The 20613-nt window shown below is 49.8% G+C and carries 21 protein-coding genes and 1 tRNA gene; 9 read left to right on the top strand and 13 right to left on the bottom strand.

The features are described 5' to 3' along the window. The coding region (locus Q397_RS0118040; RefSeq protein WP_028880604.1) for a transposase at positions 1 to 252 on the bottom strand (252 nt) is incomplete at its 3' end. Between the two features lie 113 nt (positions 253 to 365). Then, positions 366 to 1129, bottom strand: a protein-coding gene (locus Q397_RS24820) for an IS5 family transposase (protein ID WP_156950778.1) whose coding sequence is annotated in 2 segments (ribosomal slippage) — positions 366 to 814 and positions 814 to 1129 — 765 coding nt in all. Because the reading frame shifts where the segments join, the coding sequence is not laid out codon by codon here. Between the two features lie 298 nt (positions 1130 to 1427). On the opposite strand from Q397_RS24820, the gene Q397_RS0118025 reads away from it, so the two are divergent. Then, positions 1428 to 1763 (top strand): hypothetical protein, encoded by a 336-nt coding sequence (locus Q397_RS0118025; protein WP_156950777.1) that lies wholly within the window; start codon positions 1428 to 1430, stop codon positions 1761 to 1763. Positions 1764 to 1950: 187 nt separating this feature from the next. Here Q397_RS0118025 and Q397_RS0118020 read toward each other — a convergent pair. Beyond that, positions 1951 to 2042: transfer RNA gene (locus Q397_RS0118020), tRNA-Ser, on the bottom strand. Positions 2043 to 2111: 69 nt separating this feature from the next. After that, a complete protein-coding gene (locus tag Q397_RS0118015; protein ID WP_028880600.1) occupies positions 2112 to 2798 on the bottom strand; it encodes a glutathione S-transferase N-terminal domain-containing protein in 687 nt (228 codons plus the stop codon). Between the two features lie 133 nt (positions 2799 to 2931). On the opposite strand from Q397_RS0118015, the gene Q397_RS0118010 reads away from it, so the two are divergent. Further along, positions 2932 to 3147: a hypothetical protein gene (locus Q397_RS0118010; RefSeq protein WP_028880599.1), complete on the top strand. Its 216-nt coding sequence runs from the start codon at positions 2932 to 2934 to the stop codon at positions 3145 to 3147. A gap of 102 nt (positions 3148 to 3249) precedes the next feature. On the opposite strand, the gene gatB is transcribed toward Q397_RS0118010, so the two are convergent. The 3 genes from gatB to gatC are packed head-to-tail and all read right to left on the bottom strand — an operon-like array spanning position 3250 to position 6485. Further along, a complete protein-coding gene (gene gatB, locus Q397_RS0118005) occupies positions 3250 to 4707 on the bottom strand; it encodes an Asp-tRNA(Asn)/Glu-tRNA(Gln) amidotransferase subunit GatB (RefSeq protein ID WP_028880598.1) in 1458 nt (485 codons plus the stop codon). Positions 4708 to 4713: 6 nt separating this feature from the next. Beyond that, positions 4714 to 6192, bottom strand: coding sequence for an Asp-tRNA(Asn)/Glu-tRNA(Gln) amidotransferase subunit GatA (gatA, locus tag Q397_RS0118000; RefSeq protein ID WP_028880597.1), 1479 nt, complete (start codon positions 6190 to 6192; stop codon positions 4714 to 4716). 2 nt (positions 6193 to 6194) lie between these two features. Next, entirely contained in the window at positions 6195 to 6485 is a 291-nt protein-coding gene (gatC, locus tag Q397_RS0117995; protein ID WP_028880596.1) for an Asp-tRNA(Asn)/Glu-tRNA(Gln) amidotransferase subunit GatC, read from the bottom strand. Between the two features lie 137 nt (positions 6486 to 6622). Between gatC and Q397_RS0117990 the strand changes: the two genes are divergently transcribed. Next, on the top strand, positions 6623 to 8038 hold the full coding sequence (locus tag Q397_RS0117990) for an FAD-binding oxidoreductase (protein ID WP_028880595.1): 1416 nt from the start codon (positions 6623 to 6625) through the stop codon (positions 8036 to 8038). Here the strand turns inward: Q397_RS0117990 and Q397_RS0117985 are convergent. Together Q397_RS0117985 and Q397_RS23270 are read right to left on the bottom strand one after the other, a co-directional pair. Beyond that, positions 8035 to 8415, bottom strand: coding sequence for a hypothetical protein (locus Q397_RS0117985; protein WP_028880594.1), 381 nt, complete (start codon positions 8413 to 8415; stop codon positions 8035 to 8037). The two genes, Q397_RS0117990 and Q397_RS0117985, sit on opposite strands and share 4 nt — an antisense overlap. An 81-nt stretch (positions 8416 to 8496) precedes the next feature. After that, positions 8497 to 9465: a mitochondrial fission ELM1 family protein gene (locus tag Q397_RS23270; RefSeq protein ID WP_051610299.1), complete on the bottom strand. Its 969-nt coding sequence runs from the start codon at positions 9463 to 9465 to the stop codon at positions 8497 to 8499. Positions 9466 to 9634: 169 nt separating this feature from the next. Between Q397_RS23270 and Q397_RS0117975 the strand changes: the two genes are divergently transcribed. From Q397_RS0117975 to Q397_RS0117950, 6 genes are all read left to right on the top strand, one after another. Next, positions 9635 to 11569 (top strand): sensor histidine kinase, encoded by a 1935-nt coding sequence (locus tag Q397_RS0117975; protein ID WP_028880593.1) that lies wholly within the window; start codon positions 9635 to 9637, stop codon positions 11567 to 11569. Next, the gene (locus tag Q397_RS0117970) at positions 11562 to 12935 is read left to right on the top strand and encodes a sigma-54-dependent transcriptional regulator (RefSeq protein ID WP_028880592.1); all 1374 of its coding nucleotides are present in this window, start codon (positions 11562 to 11564) and stop codon (positions 12933 to 12935) included. Before Q397_RS0117975 ends, Q397_RS0117970 begins: the two co-directional genes overlap by 8 nt. A 379-nt stretch (positions 12936 to 13314) precedes the next feature. After that, the gene (locus Q397_RS0117965) at positions 13315 to 14301 is read left to right on the top strand and encodes a TRAP transporter substrate-binding protein (RefSeq protein WP_028880591.1); all 987 of its coding nucleotides are present in this window, start codon (positions 13315 to 13317) and stop codon (positions 14299 to 14301) included. Between the two features lie 99 nt (positions 14302 to 14400). Continuing rightward, positions 14401 to 15048, top strand: a complete 648-nt coding sequence (locus tag Q397_RS0117960) for a TRAP transporter small permease (RefSeq protein ID WP_156950776.1) — start codon at positions 14401 to 14403, stop codon at positions 15046 to 15048. Beyond that, entirely contained in the window at positions 15045 to 16445 is a 1401-nt protein-coding gene (locus Q397_RS0117955) for a TRAP transporter large permease (protein ID WP_028880589.1), read from the top strand. The genes Q397_RS0117960 and Q397_RS0117955 overlap by 4 nt, the downstream gene beginning before the upstream one ends. A gap of 127 nt (positions 16446 to 16572) precedes the next feature. Continuing rightward, positions 16573 to 17256 carry an orotate phosphoribosyltransferase gene (locus Q397_RS0117950; RefSeq protein ID WP_028880588.1) on the top strand — a complete coding sequence of 228 codons (684 nt, stop codon included), beginning with the start codon at positions 16573 to 16575 and terminating at the stop codon, positions 17254 to 17256. A 183-nt stretch (positions 17257 to 17439) separates the two neighbouring features. Here the strand turns inward: Q397_RS0117950 and Q397_RS0117940 are convergent, their stop codons facing one another. The 4 genes from Q397_RS0117940 to Q397_RS0117925 form a co-directional block, all read right to left on the bottom strand. Then, on the bottom strand, positions 17440 to 17931 hold the full coding sequence (locus tag Q397_RS0117940; RefSeq protein ID WP_028880587.1) for a hypothetical protein: 492 nt from the start codon (positions 17929 to 17931) through the stop codon (positions 17440 to 17442). Positions 17932 to 17973: 42 nt separating this feature from the next. Further along, positions 17974 to 18261, bottom strand: a complete 288-nt coding sequence (locus Q397_RS0117935; protein ID WP_028880586.1) for a sll1863 family stress response protein — start codon at positions 18259 to 18261, stop codon at positions 17974 to 17976. Between the two features lie 205 nt (positions 18262 to 18466). After that, entirely contained in the window at positions 18467 to 19843 is a 1377-nt protein-coding gene (locus Q397_RS25440; protein WP_038014683.1) for an ATP-binding protein, read from the bottom strand. Next, positions 19843 to 20559 carry a response regulator gene (locus tag Q397_RS0117925; protein WP_028880584.1) on the bottom strand — a complete coding sequence of 239 codons (717 nt, stop codon included), beginning with the start codon at positions 20557 to 20559 and terminating at the stop codon, positions 19843 to 19845. The genes Q397_RS25440 and Q397_RS0117925 overlap by 1 nt, the downstream gene beginning before the upstream one ends. Positions 20560 to 20613 lie beyond the last annotated feature (54 nt).

Genomic DNA, 20613 nt, shown 5'->3' with positions numbered 1-20613 from the left:
GATCACATCCTGCAGCATGGCTTTGTCCAATGACAAATCTGCAACCAGCCCCTTTAACCGTTTATTCTCTTCTTCGAGTTGCTTTAGACGTTTCATCTCCGAAGGCATCAAGCCTCCATATTTCTTTCGCCAGCGATAATAGGTTTGTTGCGATATTCCTGCTTTTCTGCAGATTTCCTCAACGGATGTTCCTTCTTCAGCCTGACGTAAAATAAAGGCAATTTGGCTTTCATTAAACTTTGAACGCTTCATCTCAAATTCTCCTCTTTAGATTAAAAATCTAAACGAGAATTTTCTCACTTGAAACGGTCCAGTTTTTCGGAAACAGATCAGTGCAACTAATAGAAAAATATTAGGCCGTAGACTCATAAGCTTCTCATCCAGATGCGAACTGGTGCCAGTTTTACGGCGCCAAGATAGTTTTCAGTGTTCTTATCGTATCGGGTCGCAATGCCTCTGAACTGTTTGAGTTTATTGAAAAACCTCTCAACCATATTTCTGTAACGATAGAGAAATATGCTGAAGGCAAAAAATTTCTTTCGATTACTCTTTGGCGGAATATTTGCCCATGCTTTTTTACTTTGGGCCAGTTGTCGGATAGCGTCACTGTCATAGGCTTTATCGGCCAACAGGATTGCTCCTTCCCGCATGTCTTCCAACATATCAGGGGCTGGTTGGCTGTCGTGAGTTTGGCCTGCGGTGAGTTCAAGTTTGATGGGGCGACCTTCAGCATCGACAAGGGCATGGATTTTGGTTGTTAACCCGCCACGGGAACGTCCCATGCAACCATCGTCATGGTCCCCTTTTTTACCGTTGCACCATGCTGGTGAACGCGAACACAAGAACCGTCGATCATAATCAGATCACCATCATATCCTTTTGAAATCTCATCAAGAAGGTGATCCCAGATGCCCGCTTTACGCCAACGAACAAAACGATTGTAGCAGGTCGTGTGTGAACCATAGCGTTCAGGCACATCTGCCCACGGCGAACCTGTTCGAAATCCCCAGAGAATGCCGTTCAATACGCGGCGATCATCGACACGAGGAACGCCTCGGCTTTTTTGCGGCAAAAGCGGTTCAATAATCGACCATTCATAGTCGGTAAGATCAAAACGACGACGGTTCATAATTCCTCCAAATCTGTTGGAGATTTGAATCACATTTAAGCCCATACAGGAAGAAATTTTATGAGTTTACGGCCTAATCTCGAAAAATTTAAACATGTAGCTGTGTATGATATGCGTGAAATAGAACCATCTCCTCATAAGGAATTCAACAAGACAATCCGTTGAATACTGTGTTTTCTGTAGCCCTGCATCATTGCTCTTCAGGGGTTTAAATTTGTTTATATAGACTACTTTGAGATTTACTGCCTATTTATATAATGATAGCCTCCCCGAACATATTCTAGAGGGGTTTAAGATTGTGCGTAAGAATACAAGCCATATAGGGAAATCATTTGAAACAGCCGTAAATAACTTTTTCATAAAACACCCCGGCATTCAGATAGAAGAGTTAGAGAACTTAATCTCTCCTAGCTTTGCTATTGATGGTATTGGAGCGGCGACAGGCTTAAATGGCTGGAAAAATGGTTTAATTGCTTACGAAATCATATATGTAAAAAACTTCAATGCCCTTGAACGCAGTATTCATAACATATTTTCAAAGCTCCCTGTAGGTAAGCATGGTGAATTTCCAAGTATATTAGTCTTTCAAGAATGGCTGCCTAAAATTCAGAAGTTTTCTTTTGATTGGAAATAAATAAAACCAATAAAGATTAAGGCTTGGAAGTACCAGATAGATAAGATTCGATTTCTATCTTTGTTGCTGCAATACAGTAACCCTTCAAAAGGGCTATTTAAACATGCGCCTATGGATGGGCTGGGTGATAGTCTGGTACCCTGACAAAAAAATAACCCGTTGATTTTCAACGGGTTATTTATAATTCTGGCGGACAGTGAGGGATTCGAACCCTCGATGGACGGTTAAGCCCATACTCCCTTAGCAGGGGAGCGCCTTCAGCCTCTCGGCCAACTGTCCATAAGAACGTGGAAGGTTTCTACAAATAGTCGGCAGTCCTGTCAACGCTCTAAAACGTATTTATTCAATTTATTTTTTATCGACGTTAAATAACGTTTTCAATTCTTCCTTTGTATAGGCTTTCTGGCGGGTATGTTCGCTTAAGACATCAAGGCCCCGACGCACGGCGTCACGCTCTTTAATCGCCAAAAACCAGCGTTTTACGTTTGGATAATCATCCAGATCCTGCCCCTGATTCTTGTAAGACCGGATCCAGGGCATAGAGGCGATATCGGCGATGGAATACTCACCTGCCAGATACTCCGCTTCCCCTAGACGTTTTTCCATCACGCCGTACAGACGTGTTGCCTCTTTCGTGTAGCGCTCAATACCATAATCGATCTGTTCCGGTGCGTAGATGCGGAAATGATGCGCCTGCCCCAACATTGGACCAATGCTAGCCATTTGAAACATTAACCATTGAATGACCTCATAGCGTTTGGCTGTATCGCTCGGCAACAGATTGCTGTCCGTCTTCTCTGCGAGATACATCAGAATCGCGCCACTTTCAAACAAGCTAATCGGCTGACCGTTCGGCCCATCATGATCCACAATCGCCGGAATTTTATTATTCGGGCTAATTTTGAGGAAGTCCGGCGTGAATTGATCCCCCTTGGCAATATCAATACCGTGGACACGATAGTCCAGCCCGACCTCTTCCAACATAATGTGGACTTTCTGCCCATTTGGCGTAGGCCAAGAATATAAATCAATCATAAGGGGGTTCTTTCTTTATCAAATGGTTAAGCATTACCCGATAGACTATAGAACAGATTCTCTATGAATATGATCAATTTCACATTTGTGGTCCAGAAGGATCAAAATAATGCGCATATTTTCAAGGTGAGCCATGTCCAACGTTCTTCCCCAACAAAAACTCCTCCTCGAATTGCTGATTATGTCCGGCGACATTGCCATTGCCGATGATATATCCGGCACGATTCTAGAAAGAACCGTTGAAGAGTGTGAGAAAAAAGGCTGGGTGATGCGCAAGCAGTTTGGTGCAGGGTTTCACAAAACCACCATCACCCCACTTGGACGCAGCAAAAGCGGTATAAAACGTTAGTCTCCGTTTACCCCGACTCTCAATACGCACGTTTCCAGATAGAAAAAGGCGCCTCCCCTTTCAGAGAATCGCCTTTTCATTTGTTCGTTGTAAACAAACGGCTTAGCCCATGATTTTATCACGCAGCAGCTTGTTTACTACGCCCGGATTGGCTTTGCCTTGTGTGGCCTTCATGACCTGACCGACAAACCAGCCCAGCATCTTGTCTTTACCAGCGCGGATTTCTTCAACCTTATCTTGGTTGGCCGCGATGATCTCGTCAATCGCCGCTTCAATCGCACCGGTATCGGTGATTTGCTTCAGGCCTTTTTCTTCTACGATCTTTTCAGGGGCATCGCCTGTTTCGATCATGATTTCAAAGACGTCTTTCGCAATACGACCGGAAATCGTGTCGTTGGAGATCAGCTCTACCAACTTCCCGAGGTTTTCAGCAGAAACCGGGCTTTCGTCAATGCCTTTACCCAGCTTGTTCAACGCGCCAAACAGGTTGGTGATCACCCAGTTTGCCGCGAGCTTGCCATCACGACCTTTCGCCACTTCTTCGTAGAAGTCCGCTTTTTCTTTTTCCGCAACCAGAACGGATGCGTCATACGCAGACAGGCCCAGTTCGTTGATGAAGCGGTTTTTCTTTTCGTCCGGCAATTCCGGCAGGGTCTTGCGGATATTTTCCACATAGCCTTCCGGCAGGATCAGCGGCAACAGGTCCGGGTCCGGGAAATAACGGTAGTCATGCGCATGTTCTTTGGAACGCATGGAGCGTGTTTCACCTTTGGTCGGGTCAAACAGGCGTGTTTCCTGTACGACTTCGCCGCCATCTTCATAAAGCTCAACCTGACGGGCTGCCTCTGCCTCAATCGCCTGCATGACGAAGCGAACAGAATTGACGTTTTTGGTTTCTGTACGGGTACGCAGTTCGGTTTCCCCAACTTTGCGCACAGACACGTTGACGTCACAACGCATGGACCCTTCGTCCATGTTGCCATCACAAGTCCCGAGGTAGCGCACGATAGAACGCAATTTGCGCACATATGCGCCCGCTTCTTCCGGTGAAGACATCTCCGGCTTGGAAACGATTTCCATCAAACACACACCGGCACGGTTCAAGTCGATATAAGACTTAGTGGGGTGCTGGTCGTGCTGGGATTTACCTGCATCGATTTCCATATGCAGACGCTCGATGCCGACTTCTTTGGTTTCGCCCCCGTCAAGGTCCAGAACCATGACGCCTTCGCCCACGATCGGTTTATCAAATTGTGAAATCTGATAGCCCAACGGCAGATCCGCATAAAAATAGTTTTTACGAGAGAATTCAGAATATTCGTTGATTTGCGCCTTCAAGCCCAAACCTGTGCGAACAGCCTGTTCGATACATTTTTCGTTGATAACCGGCAACATGCCCGGCATGCCCGCATCGAGAAACGCGACGTTATGGTTCGGTTCTGCGCCAAACTTGGTGGACGCACCGGAAAACAGTTTCGCGTTGGAAACGACCTGACAATGGACTTCCAGACCGATTACCAGTTCCCAGTCGCCTGTTTCACCTTTGATAATGTAAGCCATGGTGATTTATGCTCCCAACATCTTCGGCTTGGCTGTAAAGCCGGCTGCCGTTTCCAGTACCCCTGCTGTACGCAGAAGTGTTTCTTCATCAAATGCACGACCGATCAGTTGCAGACCCAGCGGCAAGCCGCCTTCGCTCAGACCCGTCGGCACAGAAATACCCGGCAGACCCGCCAGAGACGTCGGGACCGTAAAGACGTCGTTCAGGTACATTTTGACCGGATCGTCTTCATTTTCCCCAATCCCGAAGGCCGCAGACGGACATGTCGGTGTCAAAATCACATCACAGCTTTCGTAAGCGTTTTTGAAATCTTGCGAGATCAATGTGCGGATTTTTTGTGCTTTGGCATAATAGGCATCATAATAGCCAGCAGACAGAACATACGTCCCGATCATGATACGGCGCTGTACCTCATCCCCAAAACCTTGACCGCGTGTTTTGCAATAAAGGTCATCAAGGTTTTTCAGCTCACCTTCTGCACGGTGGCCGTACCGCACGCCATCGTAACGCGCAAGGTTACTGGAGGCTTCAGCAGGGGCCACGATATAATATGTTGCCAGGGCATATTTTGTGTGCGGCAGGGACACTTCAACGATCTCCGCGCCCGCATCTTTCAGCATATCTTCGCCTTTTTTCCAAAGGTCGATGATTTCCTGTGGCATGCCATCCACACGATATTCTTTCGGGATACCGATCTTAAGACCTTTGATATCGCCTGTCAGCGCCGCTTCAAAGTTCGGCAAATCCATCGGTGCAGAGGTGCTGTCGTGCACATCATAGCCCGCCATGGACTGCAACATAATAGCTGCATCCCGCACTGTTTTGGTCATCGGCCCCGCTTGGTCAAGGGAGGACGCAAACGCAACCACACCCCAACGTGAACAACGACCGTATGTCGGCTTCAAACCAACGATCCCTGTGAAGGAGGCCGGTTGACGGATGGACCCGCCTGTATCTGTCCCGGTTGCTGCCAAACACAGCTCCCCCGCAACAGCCGCCGCAGACCCACCGGAAGAACCGCCCGGCACCAAGTCTTTGCCAGCATCCGCGCTCCAAGGGTTTTTCACATTCCCGAACGCAGAGGTGATGTTGGCAGACCCCATGGCAAATTCGTCAAGGTTGGTTTTACCCAACATGACCGCGCCGGCCTTTTTCAAGTTACCGGAAACGGTAGACTCATAAGGCGGGATGAAGTTGTCCAAAATTTTGGATGCAGCCGTTGTACGCACATCTTTTGTACAGAACAGGTCTTTCATGCCGATCGGCAGACCTTCCATCGCACCCGCATCACCGGATTTGATCTTCGCATCGGACGCGGCCGCCTGTTCCAGCGCCAGTTCCGGTGTTTCAGTGATAAAAGCGTTCAGGTCTTTGTTTGCTGCCATCGCATCGATATGCGCTTGGGTCAGCTCAACCGCGCTAAACTCGCCAGCTTTCAACCCGTCACGGGCAGACGCCAGTGTTAAATTTGTCAATTTGGTCATGATTATTCCACCACTTTTGGTACGAGGTAGCAGTGATCGTCTTGATCGGGAGCGTTTTTCAGAACCAAATCCGGCTGGTCGCCGCTGGTTACTTCGTCTTTACGCCAATGCAGCGTCATTTCAGCAACGGAAGACATGGCTTCCACCCCATCGGTATCAACTTCAGAAAGTTGCTCTACCCAATCAAGAATTTTGCTCAGATCCTGTGCGATCGGCTCCAGCTTTTCTTCCGGCACTTCAAGGCGTGACAGAAAAGCAATCTTCTTGACGGTATCTTTGTCTAATGCAGACATGACGATTACGTCCCTCTTCAACCCCATTAAACGGGGGCATACAAAAATGTGAAAAATAGCGGTGCGGAAAGTAGCACTGGCAGATTACCAAAACAAGAGGTAGTGTACAAAAAGTTTTAATCCAAACAGGCCTGAACATGCCCTTTTCCGCTGCCACTTTGCAATCTTTACAGTCCATCGTCGGGGAGAAAGGTTTCATCACCGATGCAAAAGAGATCGCCCCTTTTCTCGAAGAAAGCCGCGGACGGTTTCACGGTACGTGCGATGTTTTGATCAAACCCGCCAGCACAAAAGAAGTCTCGGAAGTTCTAGCCCTTTGTAATGACGAAGATATTCCCGTTGTTCCGCAAGGCGGCAATACCGGACATTGCGGCGGAGCTGTCCCCAAGGGCGGCGTGTTGTTAAATCTGTCACGTCTCAACCGGATCAGGGATATCGACCCGTTAAACGCCACCATCACGGTTGATGCGGGCTGTATTTTAAAAGACATTCAGGATACAGCCAAAAGCGCGGATATGCTATTCCCGCTATCGCTCGCGTCCGAAGGAAGCTGTCAGATCGGTGGCAACCTTGCCACCAATGCAGGCGGCATCCATGTTTTGCGTTATGGCAATATGCGTGACCTCACGTTGGGACTGGAAGTCGTGCTGCCCGATGGTCGCATCTGGAAGGGCTTGCGCGGTTTGCGCAAAGACAATACAGGATATGATTTAAAACATCTGTTTATCGGGGCGGAAGGCACGTTGGGCGTCATCACGGGTGCGGTGCTGAAGCTCTTCCCCCTGCCCAAAGAGACACAGACCTGCTTGATCGGGGCCGCGGACATCTATCAACTGATGGAAGGCTATGCCCACCTGCGCAGCGTCTTTGGCAGCGACCTGTCGGCCTTTGAGATTATGCCGCGCTTTGGGGTGGAGATTGTCGCCAAACATATGGAAGGGTTGCGCGACCCCTTTACCAGAGCCTATCCGTGGTATGCGGTTGTGGAACTCAGCGCCTCGCGCCCCGACACCAACCTGCGCCCAGCTTTGGAAGAGACCTTGCATCACCTGCTGGAACAGGGCTTCTTCCAAAATATCCTGATGGCAGAAACGATCACGCAGGCGGAAAACTTCTGGCGATTGCGCGAAAGCATGTCAGAAGCGCAAAAACATGAAGGCGCGTCCATTAAGCACGATGTGTCCGTCCCGCTGTCCAAAATTGCGGATTTTTTGACAGAGACCGGACATATGATCCAAAACATCTTGCCCGATGCACGGCTTTGTACCTTTGGCCACGCGGGTGATGGCAATATCCACTTTAACATCAGCCAGCCTGTCCAGATGGACAAAGCCGAGTTTCTGTCACACCTGCCCGAACTCAACCAGATCGTCCATGAAATGGCAGAACGCTATCACGGGTCCTTCAGTGCCGAACATGGCATCGGTCAGATCAAGATGATAGAAATGGAGATGTTTAGAGGCGGCAGCGAGCTGGAAATCATGCGATCCCTTAAACGCACGCTAGACCCGAACAACATCATGAACCCCGGCAAAGTGGTCCCTGCCCCTTAAGCGCTTTCTCCACAGAGGAAACGTTCGGGCATATGCGGGGAAAATGTCAGCTTTACATTCACGTTAAACCCATCCGCCAGTGCCTCCAACATTTGCCCGATCAAAGGGCGGCCCGGGTCTTGGGTAATGACAGTCATATCAATATACCCGATCTCATGGGCATCAGCATGCTGTAGAATACGCGTAAAACTTTCGAACGACAACTGGCCCTGAAAATCCAGAATATTGACCAGCACGCGCACAACCTCTTGCCCTCTACGGGTATGAAACAATCTTTCATAGAGACTGACAAAACTGTCCTGCGCAACAAGACCAACAGCGGTGACTTCATCAAAGTCTCCCTTTGATACAAAATCAACTATGCCATCTTCGGTCATGCCTTAACACCTCAGGGATAGAGTGCAATTTGATCTATTATAGTCGATCAAAACTCAACCGTAAAGCGGGTAAAGCGCCTACTATTCTACAGGGAATAAAGTTTTAATCTTCCCTGCAATGTCCTGTGTAACGTTCAGAGACGCCGGGGTCGTTGCTAATTCCTGACCATTGAAAAGACCAGCGCCGCCCTTTTCGACCATTGACGTCACCATACGCTGATGTTTATCAGAAATCATATTGGCAGGTGCAAAAATGGAAACAGGCTTACCCGCGGCACAACTTTCCGAACACATGGACACACTGTCACCGGTGACAACAATATAATCCGCACACGCCAAAAAACCGAAATAAGGGTTTTCACCCGCATCGCCCCATTGATAAATGAAAGCGGGAACGGTGATTTCATCCACGATGGCCTGTGCAGCCGTGCCCGTGCGCCGTGAAGTCGTCAACAACACACCGGCCCCCAAGGCGGCGGCCAACTGATTAACCTGCTGGCCCAGCACCTTTGCCATCTCGGTGCTAAACTCTTTATCCTTGGTCGCCCCCCCTACGATTAATGCGATCAGCGGGCGGCCCAACTCTTTAAATCGCGGGGTCCAAATTTCACGTGCTTCGGCTAGTTTTCCATCCGTCACGCGATGGGGCGCGCCGATCATCAAAACCTCATTTGCCGCCACTGTCTTTGCATCATGATCCGGCACAAAAATCAGGTCAAAATCTTCTGCACCGGCGCTTCCCGGATGCATGATCTGGACGAGTTTGGCCCGCCCCTTGCTTTGTTTCTTGATATATCGGGCAACAGGTGCGGTACGACGTCCCGCCGCAATCACCAGATCAGGCCATGGGGCCTGAAGGCCATCACGCGACAGCGCCTGCACGCCACACAAGCGCACCCCAAGCAAAAAGTTTGGCAATTTCGCCAACTTATTATAGGCAATATCCTTGCGCTCAAACGGCCAGTTCAAGGCTTCTGCAACACCGAGACATTGCCCCACGTTGCCTGCGCGGTCATCTGCCAAAACCCAGATATTTGGTGTATTCACCATGCCTAAACTCAAATACAATGATCAAAAACCTATCTATTACATATATTTTAACATTTTGCACATAGGATTAATCCCTCCTTTGATGCTGGACACCCCTATACGAAACGAGGCAAGTTTCCGGGACACCCCTCAAGAGCAGGGATTTTGTTGAGGCGCCTTTTACCTATGAATGACGATGGCACAAGATAGTTTCCACCTCTCCCAACCTCACACGGCCGCACCGGATTTTGAACAGGATCTGATGCAGAAAAAGACCGTGCGCGTGTCACTCATACTGCTTCTCTCCATCGTCATGCCCTTATCGCTTTGGGCACTGGCAAGCTGGACGCACCGAACCGCCCTTGATGACCTGCGCCAACAACTTGACTCCCGCATGAATCTCTATTCCTCCAACATTGTCAGTGAGTTGGAGAAATATGAATACCTGCCGACCATTTTGGGCCGCGACCCCATTTTGCAAGCGCTTTTTTTTCATGACCCGACCCCCAGACAGATTGAACGGGCCAACCGCCACTTAAACTTAATCCGGCAAACCGCCGAAGTCTCTGTCGTCTACGTCATGTCCCCCAGCGGTGTCACCTTGGCATCCAGTAACTGGGATCAGGAAGACTCCTTTGTCGGCAAGAACTTCAAATTCCGTCCCTATTTTAAAAATGCCATGCAGGGCAAGGTCGGACATTATTTTGCCCTTGGCACAACCTCTAAAATTCCCGGCTATTTTTTATCCTACCCCATCGGCAACGGAGATCAGATTGACGGGGTTGTGGTTGTTAAAGTCAGCGTTGCCCGACTGGAAGAAGCCTGGGCCCGATCGAAAGAGGAAGTAGTCGTCACCGACAATAACGGCGTGATCATTATCTCCAGCAATAAAAGCTGGAAGTTTCGTACATTTGAGCCCATGACGAAGGCAGAACGCACCGCGCTCATTCAGTCCAGACAATACTTTGACGCCCCGCTGAGCCCGATTGAACAAGGCCGGGAAAATATTATTGATGACCACACCAAACGGGTGTCCATCCGTCAACCATTGGGCCGGGTCAAAAACGCGTCCAATTGGGGAGACATATATGTGCGCACCAAAAATATCTTGGGTACGGAATGGAAAATCCATTACCTCTTTCGGGAATCAAACCTGCGTGAAGACACATTGGATAGTGTTATTCTGGGTGCCTTTGCATGGTTAATCGCAATTTTAAGCCTGCTTTACATCTTACAGCGGCGCAATATGATCCAAAACAAGTTGCTCTTTCAAGAACAGCATCAAAAAACACTCGAAGAAGCCGCCATTGAATTGGAAAGACGTGTCGAGCGCCGCACCAAAGCCCTAAGTGAAGCCAACGCCCGACTAGAAGAAGAAATTAAAGAAAGACTGAAAGCGGAAAACGATCTTCATATGGCACAGGATGAACTGGTGCAGGCTGGTAAACTGGCGGCTCTGGGACAAATGGCTGCCGGTATCACCCATGAGATGAACCAGCCCCTGACCGCCATTCGCTCTTACGCCGACAACGCCCGCGTTTTTATGGAACGTGCCCGCTATAACGACGTGCAATCCAATCTGGAAGAAATCTCCAACCTCTGTGCCCGTCTGGGGAAAATCTCCGGGCAGCTTAAAGTGTTTTCGCGCAAAACCCCATCAGAGAAACAGCCGATCAGTTTAAATAAAGTGGTGGAAGAAACCTTAAAACTTATCGACAGTTCGTCCAATCTCACGGGCGTCACCATCCACAACCAGCTGGGCGATTACACCATCATGGTTCTGGGGGAGACGATCCGGCTAGAACAGGTGCTTCTCAACCTCTTGCGCAACGCCCTTGATGCCCTGTCTGAAACAGAAAAGCCTCAAATCTGGATTTCCGCCACCATGTCACGTAGCCGCGTCACCCTCACCATCCGGGATAATGGCCCCGGTTGCGAGGAAAAAGACATGGCGCGCATCTTCGATCCCTTCTTCACCACCAAAGAAGTGGGGAAAGGCCTTGGATTGGGTCTTTCCATTTCCTCGCGGATCATTCAGGATTTCGGCGGTGTCCTCAAAGCCCATAACCACCCGGACGGCGGTGCCGTCTTTAGCGTAGAACTTTTACAGGCTCCTCATGGTTGATTACGAATATAAAGGTCCGGTCCTCTTTATTGATGATGAAATGCACATCCGGCTATCGGCAAAACAGACACTGGAACTTGCAGGCTTCGATGCCGTTTGTCTGGAAAGTGCCGAAGACGGGCTGAAACAGATCGAACAGGGGTGGCCCGGGATCGTCATCACCGATATCAAGATGCCCAACATGGATGGGTTGGCGTTTATGGAGCAAGTCCAGAAGATCGACAAAGACCTGCCCGTCATCCTCATCACCGGTCATGGCGATGTCACCATGGCAGTTCAGGCCATGCGCGACGGGGCATATGACTTTATCGAAAAGCCTTTCCCTTCGGATTTATTAATCGATGTGGCCTCGCGCGCCATGGAACGTCTCACCCTGATCAAAGAAAACCGCAAGCTACGCGAAAAACTCAAAAAACAGGGGGAACTTCCCACCGGACTGATGGGCAAGTCAAAACCCATCGACCATGTGCGCAACCAGATCCGCAACATCGCAGACGCGCAAGCCGATGTGCTGATTGCAGGGGAAACCGGTACGGGTAAAGAACTGGTCGCGCGCTGCCTGCATGACGGGAGCAGCCGACACAACGGCCATTTTGTTGCCGTGAATTGCGGCGCCATGCCAGAAAATTTATTTGAAAGCGAACTTTTCGGTTATGAACCCGGCACCTTCCCCGGCAATAATTCACGCCGGATCGGTAAAATCGAATATTCCTCCGGCGGCACCCTGTTCCTTGATGAAATTGAGTCCCTGCCCCTCACATTGCAGGTCAAGCTGCTGCGTGTTCTACAAGAAAGATCCATCGAACGGCTGGGTTCCAATCAAGTCCTGCCCCTCAACCTGCGCATTGTCGCTGCCACCAAAGCCGACCTGTTAGACGAGATCGAAAAAGGAACTTTCCGTGAAGACCTATACTATCGACTGAGTGTCGTCACCATCCACACCCCGCCATTGCGCAGCTGGAAAGAGGACATCCCCACCCTGTTCCTACATTTTGCCACCGAAGCCGCGGAGCGGTTTAAACGGGATTTACCAGACATTCGCGCCCCGCAAACAGAAGCCCTGATCGCTCATGACTGGCCCGGCAACGTGCGGGAACTGAAAAATGCCGCAGAACGGTTCATCCTCGGGGCAGGACAAAACCCGCTGCACACCGAACCTGTGGCGCACAAAAAGACCGATCTCAATGACGAAAGCCTCCCCCAGCGGCTGGAAACGTATGAAAAGAGTCTCATCATACAAGCCCTGGAACAGACCCATGGCTGCATTAAAGACGCTCTCGATATTCTCAAGGTCCCGCGCAAGACCCTCAGCGATAAGATGAAGAAGTACGACATAGAACGTACGGACTACACCCCAAAAGGCTAACGCAAATTGGTCTGACCAGAATGCGAATCGCTCATCTCAGATATGCAAGTTCTGCATATCTCGGAAAATTGTTTGAATTACGAACAATACAATGCGCGAGATATCGCCCATTCTTTTGTGCCATATGTGCGAAAACCCGCACACGAAGATTACTCAACGCAATAAAACCCTGAATGTTGCAGCGCACAGTCGCACTTTTTTATATTTTTACGCAAATTTGCTGTTTTCCTTCCCCGTTCAATTTGAATACTTAGGCTTACTTTCTTTGCTAAAAGTATGACTTAACAAACGGCGGCAACGGGAGAATTGGCTTCGAAATTATTTTATCGAATACCATTCAGCCGCCGTTTGTATTTTTTAATTGGGAGGAATAATCCTTATGCGTAAGTTTACCGCTGGCCTTTTCATGGCTGCTGCAATGATGACTGCGACTGTTGCACAAGCTGCTGAGCCGATCGTTATCAAGTTTTCTCACGTTGTTGCTGAGAATACACCAAAAGGCCAAATGGCTAACAAATTCCGCGACCTGATCGCAGAGCGTCTGGGCGACAAAGTTAAAGTTGAAGTGTACCCAAGCTCTCAGCTGTACGGGGATAACAAAGTTCTGGAAGCAATGCTGCTGGGCGATGTCCAAATCGCGGCACCATCTTTGTCAAAATTCAAAAAATACACAAAGAAACTGCAACTGTTTGATCTGCCGTTCCTGTTTAAAGACATGGCTGCTGCTGAGAAATTCCAGCAAAGCGAAGCGGGTCAAAAACTCCTCGCTTCCATGCGTAAAAAAGGCATCGTTGGTCTGGGTTACCTGCACAACGGTATGAAGCAAATCTCCGCTTCCAAGCCCCTGCGTACACCGGCTGACGCCGACGGCCTGAAATTCCGTATCATGAGCTCTGACGTTCTGTCTGCACAGTTTGAAGCGGTGAACGCTGTTCCTCTGAAAAAGCCGTTCTCTGAAGTCTTTACTCTGCTGCAAACAAAAGCGATCGACGGTCAGGAAAACACCTGGTCCAACATCTATTCCAAAAAATTCTTCGAAGTTCAGGAATACATCACAGCAACCGACCACGGCCTGCTTGACTATCTGGTTGTAACATCCCGCGAATTCTGGGACAGCCTGCCGGACGACGTGCGTCCGGTTGTTAAAGCGTCCATGGACGAAGCGATTGCATTCGGTAACAAAATTGCCCTCGACAAAGCAATCAGCGACCGTAAAGCCATTGAAGAGTCTGGCCGTTCACAAGTTATCGACCTGAGCGATGCTGAGCGTCAGCAATGGGTTGAAGCGATGAAGCCGGTTTGGGCACAGTTTGAAGAAGCTGTGGGCCAAGACCTGCTCGACGCTGCGATTGCAGCCAATAACTAAGCTGTCTGCAAACAAAAATACCCCTCAGGTCTTCCGTCTCGGAACGCTTGAGGGGTGTTTCCTTATCTGATTGTTTTTTTTAATAAAATTCGGGGCAATATGATGGTCGCAAAATTCGGTCGCCAACTTGAAGAAGGTGTCCTGAGCTTTCTGCTCGTTACCATGACCCTTCTGGTATTTGTCGAAGTTGTTTTACGCTTCGGCTTCAATACCGGCATTCACTGGGCACAGGAAGTCACGCTGCACGCTTCTGCCTGGTTTGTATTATTCGGCATTTCTTACGGTGTTAAAGTCGGGGCACATATCGGTGTAGACGCCGTTGTCCGACTGTTGAACCCTGAAATGAAACGCCTGTTCAGCATCGCTTCTGTTCTTCTCTGTCTGCTCTACTGTGGCCTTATCATGTTTGGGGCGTGGGTCTATCTGGCAAAAGTCTACAGCATCGGCCTTGCCATGGAAGACACACCAACACCGTCTATTTTCATGGCCCTGATCCCCGAAGATATGATGTGGGACGTTTTCAAAATTGACGAAGAAGAACCACTTCTGCCCATGTGGATCGCCCATGGCCCGCTGTTGATCGGCTTTATGCTGCTGACGTTACGTTTCCTTGAAGTGCTGAAAAAGCTGCTGACAGGGGAATGGAATGAAATGCACATGGCTGACGAAGGTAAAGATGCCCTGAAAGAACAAGGCATCGATTCCAACAGCGTGAAACTCAACGATGACGTGGAGGCCAACAAATGACCATTGCTTTTCTGTTCGTCACTTTATTCGGGTGCATGTTTCTGGGGATGCCGATTGCGGTTGCTCTGGGTCTGTCTTCCGTCAGTACGATCCTTCTCTTCTCCGACGACTCCGTGGCATCCATCGCCTTGAAACTGTTTGAGGCCCTGTCCGAACACTACACGCTGCTGGCGATCCCGTTCTTTATTCTGTCTTCCGCCTTCCTGTCCACAGGTGGTGTCGCGAAACGTCTGATCCGTTTTGCAATCGCGCTTGTCGGTCACATTAAAGGTGGTCTGGCAATGGCTTCTGTCCTTGCCTGTATGCTGTTTGCGGCTGTGTCAGGGTCATCACCCGCGACTGTTGCCGCCATCGGGTCTATCGTCATCGCCGGGATGGTCAAATCCGGCTATCCAGAAAAATTTGGCGCAGGCGTTATCGCCAACGCCGGGACGTTGGGGATCCTGATCCCGCCTTCTATCGTGATGCTGGTTTATTCTGCCGCAACAGAAGTTTCTGCTTCTAAAATGTTTATGGCGGGCTTTATCCCCGGCATCATGATGGGCCTGATCCTGATGGTCGCCATCTATATTGCCGCACGCGTCATGAAACTACCGTCAGAGCCTTTCCCGGGTGTGATTGAACTGTTCCGTTCCATGATGAGTGCCATGGGCGGCATCATGTTGATCGTGATCGTGCTTGGTTCCATCTACGGCGGGATTGCCTCGCCAACAGAAGCGGCGGCGGTTTCTGCTGTCTATGCCTTCTTTGTGTCCGTCTTTGTTTATCGTGACATGGGCCCACTGAAAGAAAAAGCATGGTCCAACGACGGTGAAAACCCGATTTCAGCAGGCTTGCGCGCCTTTGGTCAATCCATTGTCGCCCTGCCTAAATGTATCAATGACCCGGACGTGCGCAAAGTCCTGATCGATGCAACAAAAGTATCCCTGATGCTGTTGTTCATCATCGCCAACGCCATGTTGTTTGCGCACGTTCTCACAACAGAACGTATCCCGCACCATATCGCCGAAGCCATTGTTGGCTGGGGTCTGCCATGGTGGGGCTTCCTGATTGTTGTCAACCTCTTGCTGTTGGCAGCGGGTAACTTTATGGAACCTTCTGCTATCATCTTGATCATGGCACCGATTCTCTTCCCGATCGCGATCCAGCTGGGTATCGATCCGGTCCACCTTGGTATCATCATGGTGGTGAACATGGAGATCGGCATGATCACGCCTCCTGTCGGACTCAACTTATTTGTCACCGCCGGCATCACGGGCCGTTCTATCGGTTGGGCTGTAAAAGCCGCCCTGCCGTGGCTGTCCCTGCTGCTGATCTTTTTGGTCCTTATCACTTACATTCCGCAGATTTCACTCTTCCTGCCGGAATGGTTCGATAAGATCAACGGTTATAAGTAAGTCATCCGACACCCTGTCACTTGATGGGCTGCTTCCCCTGTGGGAAGCAGCCCTTTCTTTTGTTGCCAATCCTTGATTTTGAGACTAGAAAGAGCCATCTAGCACGACATTTGAGGATATGTGAGCCATGAGCACCGTTTTGCGCAGCCCGGAACATAAAAAAGCAGGCGAAACCGTCGCCAAAATCCTATTGGAAATTGAAGCCATCAACTTCCGCCCGGAAGAGCCCTATATCCTGACCTCTGGCAAAGCCAGCCCGGTCTATATTGATTGCCGCAAACTGATTTCCTTCAACCGCGCGCGTCGCAAGGTCATGAGCCTTGCCAAAGAAATGCTACAACAAGATGCCGGTTTTGAAGTTTTCGATTATGTTGCCGGTGGCGAAACAGCCGGTATCCCTTACGCGGCTTGGATGGCGGACCAGTTGGACGCGTCCATGCTCTACGTTCGTAAAAAACCAAAAGGTTTTGGCCGCAACGCCCAGATCGAAGGGCATATGGAAGAAGGCAAACGCGTTCTTCTGGTGGAAGACCTCGCCACAGACGGGGGGTCTAAACTGAACTTTGTAAACGCCCTTCGTGGTGCCGGTGCACAATGTGACGATGCCTTTGTGGTCTTCTTCTACGGTGTCATCCCCGGTGCACTTGAAGCCTTGGAACAATCCGGCGTCACCCTGCACTATCTGTGTAACTGGTGGGACGTCATGGCTGTTGCAGAAAAAGGCGAATACTTCAGCAAAGAAAAACTCGACGGTGTGCGCTCCTTCCTGGAAGACCCGATCGGCTGGTCCAAACAAAACGGCGGGGAATAAGCCATGACCGGCCCGCAGAAGATTGCCTTTTGGGTATCGGTCAAACTCGTCGCCCTTGTCGCGATCGGGTATTTTGTTGTGCCAATGCTTATGCCATAACGATACAAAGACGTTAAAAAACGAGCCTTGTTACAGGCTCGTTTTTTTGTGCATAAAATTTAATGACCGATCAGATCAACAGACTTAATTGGTCTTCATCTTTTCAGACGGTTGAGAATTTTCTGTCCAGACAGACGCCAGTTCCTGCCATGCATCTGAGAAACCTTTAACCATATCGTCCCAAGTGTCATCAGCGCCATCTTTCAAGGCATCATATTTAACGCTCAGTTGGTAGCGCTTTTCCTTGATTTCTTTCAAAGCATCGGCTTTTGCAGCGCGGGCTTCTTCAGACATTGCGTCCCAGTTTGCACGCACGTCTTTTTCAAAGGTTGCAATGTCCTGATCGACGGCTGTCAGCGCCTCAGAGGCTTCTTTCAGAGCTTCGTCACGTTTTTCAACTGTGTAATCAGCCATTTTATCAAACGCTTCTGCCGTTTCTGAACGGATTTCCTTCAAGGTGACTTCCTGCTGTGCCTGATCATTTGCAGCCTGTACCGCAAGCGGTGTCATCACACCTGCGAGCGCCAATGAAGAAACAACAGCCGAAGCAAGAAGAGTTTTCTTAAGAGTTAACATGAGATTAGTCTCCATAGTGGTTGAGTTTTTATAAGGTTGGGTTTAGCCAAAACGGGTGAATGTGCGCTTCACAGCATTTTCCATTGAGGGAAAAGAGGTTACTTCGCCGGTTCTGTTCACCTGATCCCTTTCACGCTCGCTGGCCTTAAGCTTGTCCAAACGACTGCGGGTTTCGTCACGTTGCTTTCTCAGATCATCCATTTCCTGCTCGATCTCATACTGGACTCTTGCGTGTTCGATCCGAGCTTTGGTCTGTAAATGAAAGATTTGCAGCGAGAGTTCATCGAGCTTGCGCTCTAGCTGTTCCTGAACTTCCTGTGTGCGTGTCATTCAAGGTCTCCGTTTGGGTTAATCACTGAAACGAAGATGCGCCAAGCGACATAAAGATTCCATGTGCCGCGTCTGTCAAACGCACTAAAAGATCGCAAGTTTGCTTAGGATTTCTGCGCGTTTCATAAAGATTGCATAAAGAAAAACGCACCCGTTTCTTAGGACAGGTGCGTTTCTAAATTTCAGGTTCTAAACCCGATGGTCCTTATTTGGGCAAGATCAGTTTTGCTTCCAGCCCACCCTCAGGCAAATTACTCAGTTGTGCGGTCCCGCCATGGGCATGAGCGACCGATCTAACGACCGCAAGACCTAGCCCAACCCCGCCGGTTTCCTTGTTTCGGGAACTTTCCACACGTCGAAACGGGCGAAAGACCTCTTCCAAATCATCCTCGGGGATACCGGGGCCATCATCCTGTACCCGAATAATCACCTGCCCCGATTCTTCGGCCATCAGCACCTTGCACGCTTGTCCATATTTCAACGCATTGCCAATCAAGTTGGTCATCCCCCTTTTTAAAGCAACCGGACGGCCTTTAAAGGAAAGTTCCTCACATCCTTCATAGGTCACATCCCCGCCAGTTTCGCGCATATCTTCACACAAGCTTTCCACAAGGGCAGCAAGATCGAGATCAGACACGGTTTCATGGGCCACATCATCGCGCGCAAACGACAGGGTTGCAGAGATCATGGCTTCCATCTCATCCAGATCAGCCAGCATTTTTTCGCGTTGCTCGTCATCGTCCACAAATTCAGCACGCAATTTCATACGGGTAATGGGCGTACGCAAATCATGTGAAATGGCCGCCAGCATATGGGTGCGATCCTGAATAAAACGGCGCAAACGGGTCTGCATCTCGTTAAACGCATTTGCAGCTTCGCGCACTTCGCGCGGACCATCCGCACTCATGGGCGGGGCATTTACATCCCGGCCCAGACGTTCGGCAGCCTTTGCCATACGGGCCAGCGGCTTGTTCGCACTGCGCATGATCAAAACGGAACATAAGGCAACAAACAACGTCATGACCGTCAAACCGATAAACGGAAAGAACGGTGGCTCACGCAGGCCAATATAGGGCAGTTGCATATTCAGCCAGACACCATCATCCAACTGCACCGCGACCAACAAGCGCGGACGCCAGCGCTTCTTTTTATGATGGGGATAGTCTTCCCCCTCATCTTTGCGCCATTCTTCGGGCTTTCGGGTCTCAGGCGGCTGGACTTCTTCAACGCGGATACGGTCTTTATCAATATTACCCAGTGTTTCTGCCAAACGGGTGCGCACAAAGGCTTCAATCCCAAACCAGTTATCCAGATCCTCGATGGACGGCTGATTGGATTGCCAGGCCTTCATCCGGTACAGACGGTTGGAGCGCAGTAGAAATTCCCGCTGCAAGGGGCTTGCCGTATTCATCCACTGCACATAGGTTGCCATGCGTTCAATCAGCTTGGTGCGTTCAGCATTTTCGGTAAAGGTCTGCCATTCGCGATAGTGCATGATCCCCCCCAGGATCTGCACCAACAAAATCCCGCCCACCACAATGGCAAGGGTCCGCCCCAACATGGTTTGCGGCACAAAACGCATCAGCTTTCAACCTTTGCAGAAAACATATAGCCCCCACCGCGAATGGTCTTGATCAAACTCGGTGTTTTGGGGTCATCCTTCAGTTTTTTACGCAGGCGACTGACCTGCACATCAATAGATCGATCAAACGGGATGGCTTCGCGCCCACGTGCCATATCCAGCAACTGATCCCGGTTCAACACTCGATTGGGATGGCGCACAAACGTATCCAGCAATTCAAACTCCCCCCGGCTGAGGGTCACAAGCACGCCTTCATCATTCAACAGCTCGCGTTGTTCAGGTTTGAACTCCCAGCCGTTAAACTTGAAACTTTCCCCATCCAATGTTGGGGCGGTTTTTTCCTGGAAGTTCAAGCGGCGCAAGACGGCTTTAATTCGGGCCAGCAATTCACGCGGGTTAAACGGTTTGGCGAGATAATCATCCGCGCCCATTTCAAGGCCAATGATGCGATCCGTCTCTTCGCCCATTGCCGTCAGCATAATCACCGGAATGTCTGAACTTGCCCGCAAGTTTCGGCACAGGGTCAGCCCATCTTCCCCCGGCATCATCACATCCAGTACCACCAGATCGATTGACCAGTCTTCCAAGGCCCGTTTCATCTCCCGCCCGTTTTGGGCGGTGGTAATACGGAGATTATGTTGTTTTAAAAATTTGGCCAGTAGATCGCGAATTTCACGATCGTCATCGACGACCAAAATATGTGCTTGCTTATCCATAGCCTGACTATAACCCGCAAAACAGTAAAGAACAGATCAATCCTGTAACAGACT

This window comes from Terasakiella pusilla DSM 6293, from assembly GCF_000688235.1.
Taxonomy (GTDB): Bacteria; Pseudomonadota; Alphaproteobacteria; order Rhodospirillales; family Terasakiellaceae; genus Terasakiella; species Terasakiella pusilla.
Note: the sequence above shows the minus strand (reverse complement) of the source record. Positions and strands in the feature narration are given on the sequence as shown.

Bases quoted from the DNA above. Each gene is read 5' to 3' on its own strand.
- Q397_RS0118015 (WP_028880600.1), bottom strand. From the start codon at position 2,798: ATGATTGATTTATATTCTTGGCCTACGCCAAATGGGCAGAAAGTCCAC.
- Q397_RS0118010 (WP_028880599.1), top strand. From the start codon at position 2,932: ATGTCCAACGTTCTTCCCCAACAAAAACTCCTCCTCGAATTGCTGATT.
- gatB (WP_028880598.1), bottom strand. From the start codon at position 4,707: ATGGCTTACATTATCAAAGGTGAAACAGGCGACTGGGAACTGGTAATC.
- gatA (WP_028880597.1), bottom strand. From the start codon at position 6,192: ATGACCAAATTGACAAATTTAACACTGGCGTCTGCCCGTGACGGGTTG.
- gatC (WP_028880596.1), bottom strand. From the start codon at position 6,485: ATGTCTGCATTAGACAAAGATACCGTCAAGAAGATTGCTTTTCTGTCA.
- Q397_RS0117990 (WP_028880595.1), top strand. From the start codon at position 6,623: ATGCCCTTTTCCGCTGCCACTTTGCAATCTTTACAGTCCATCGTCGGG.
- Q397_RS0117985 (WP_028880594.1), bottom strand. From the start codon at position 8,415: ATGACCGAAGATGGCATAGTTGATTTTGTATCAAAGGGAGACTTTGAT.
- Q397_RS23270 (WP_051610299.1), bottom strand. From the start codon at position 9,465: ATGGTGAATACACCAAATATCTGGGTTTTGGCAGATGACCGCGCAGGC.
- Q397_RS0117975 (WP_028880593.1), top strand. From the start codon at position 9,635: ATGACGATGGCACAAGATAGTTTCCACCTCTCCCAACCTCACACGGCC.
- Q397_RS0117970 (WP_028880592.1), top strand. From the start codon at position 11,562: ATGGTTGATTACGAATATAAAGGTCCGGTCCTCTTTATTGATGATGAA.
- Q397_RS0117965 (WP_028880591.1), top strand. From the start codon at position 13,315: ATGCGTAAGTTTACCGCTGGCCTTTTCATGGCTGCTGCAATGATGACT.
- Q397_RS0117960 (WP_156950776.1), top strand. From the start codon at position 14,401: ATGATGGTCGCAAAATTCGGTCGCCAACTTGAAGAAGGTGTCCTGAGC.
- Q397_RS0117955 (WP_028880589.1), top strand. From the start codon at position 15,045: ATGACCATTGCTTTTCTGTTCGTCACTTTATTCGGGTGCATGTTTCTG.
- Q397_RS0117950 (WP_028880588.1), top strand. From the start codon at position 16,573: ATGAGCACCGTTTTGCGCAGCCCGGAACATAAAAAAGCAGGCGAAACC.
- Q397_RS0117940 (WP_028880587.1), bottom strand. From the start codon at position 17,931: ATGTTAACTCTTAAGAAAACTCTTCTTGCTTCGGCTGTTGTTTCTTCA.
- Q397_RS0117935 (WP_028880586.1), bottom strand. From the start codon at position 18,261: ATGACACGCACACAGGAAGTTCAGGAACAGCTAGAGCGCAAGCTCGAT.
- Q397_RS25440 (WP_038014683.1), bottom strand. From the start codon at position 19,843: ATGCGTTTTGTGCCGCAAACCATGTTGGGGCGGACCCTTGCCATTGTG.
- Q397_RS0117925 (WP_028880584.1), bottom strand. From the start codon at position 20,559: ATGGATAAGCAAGCACATATTTTGGTCGTCGATGACGATCGTGAAATT.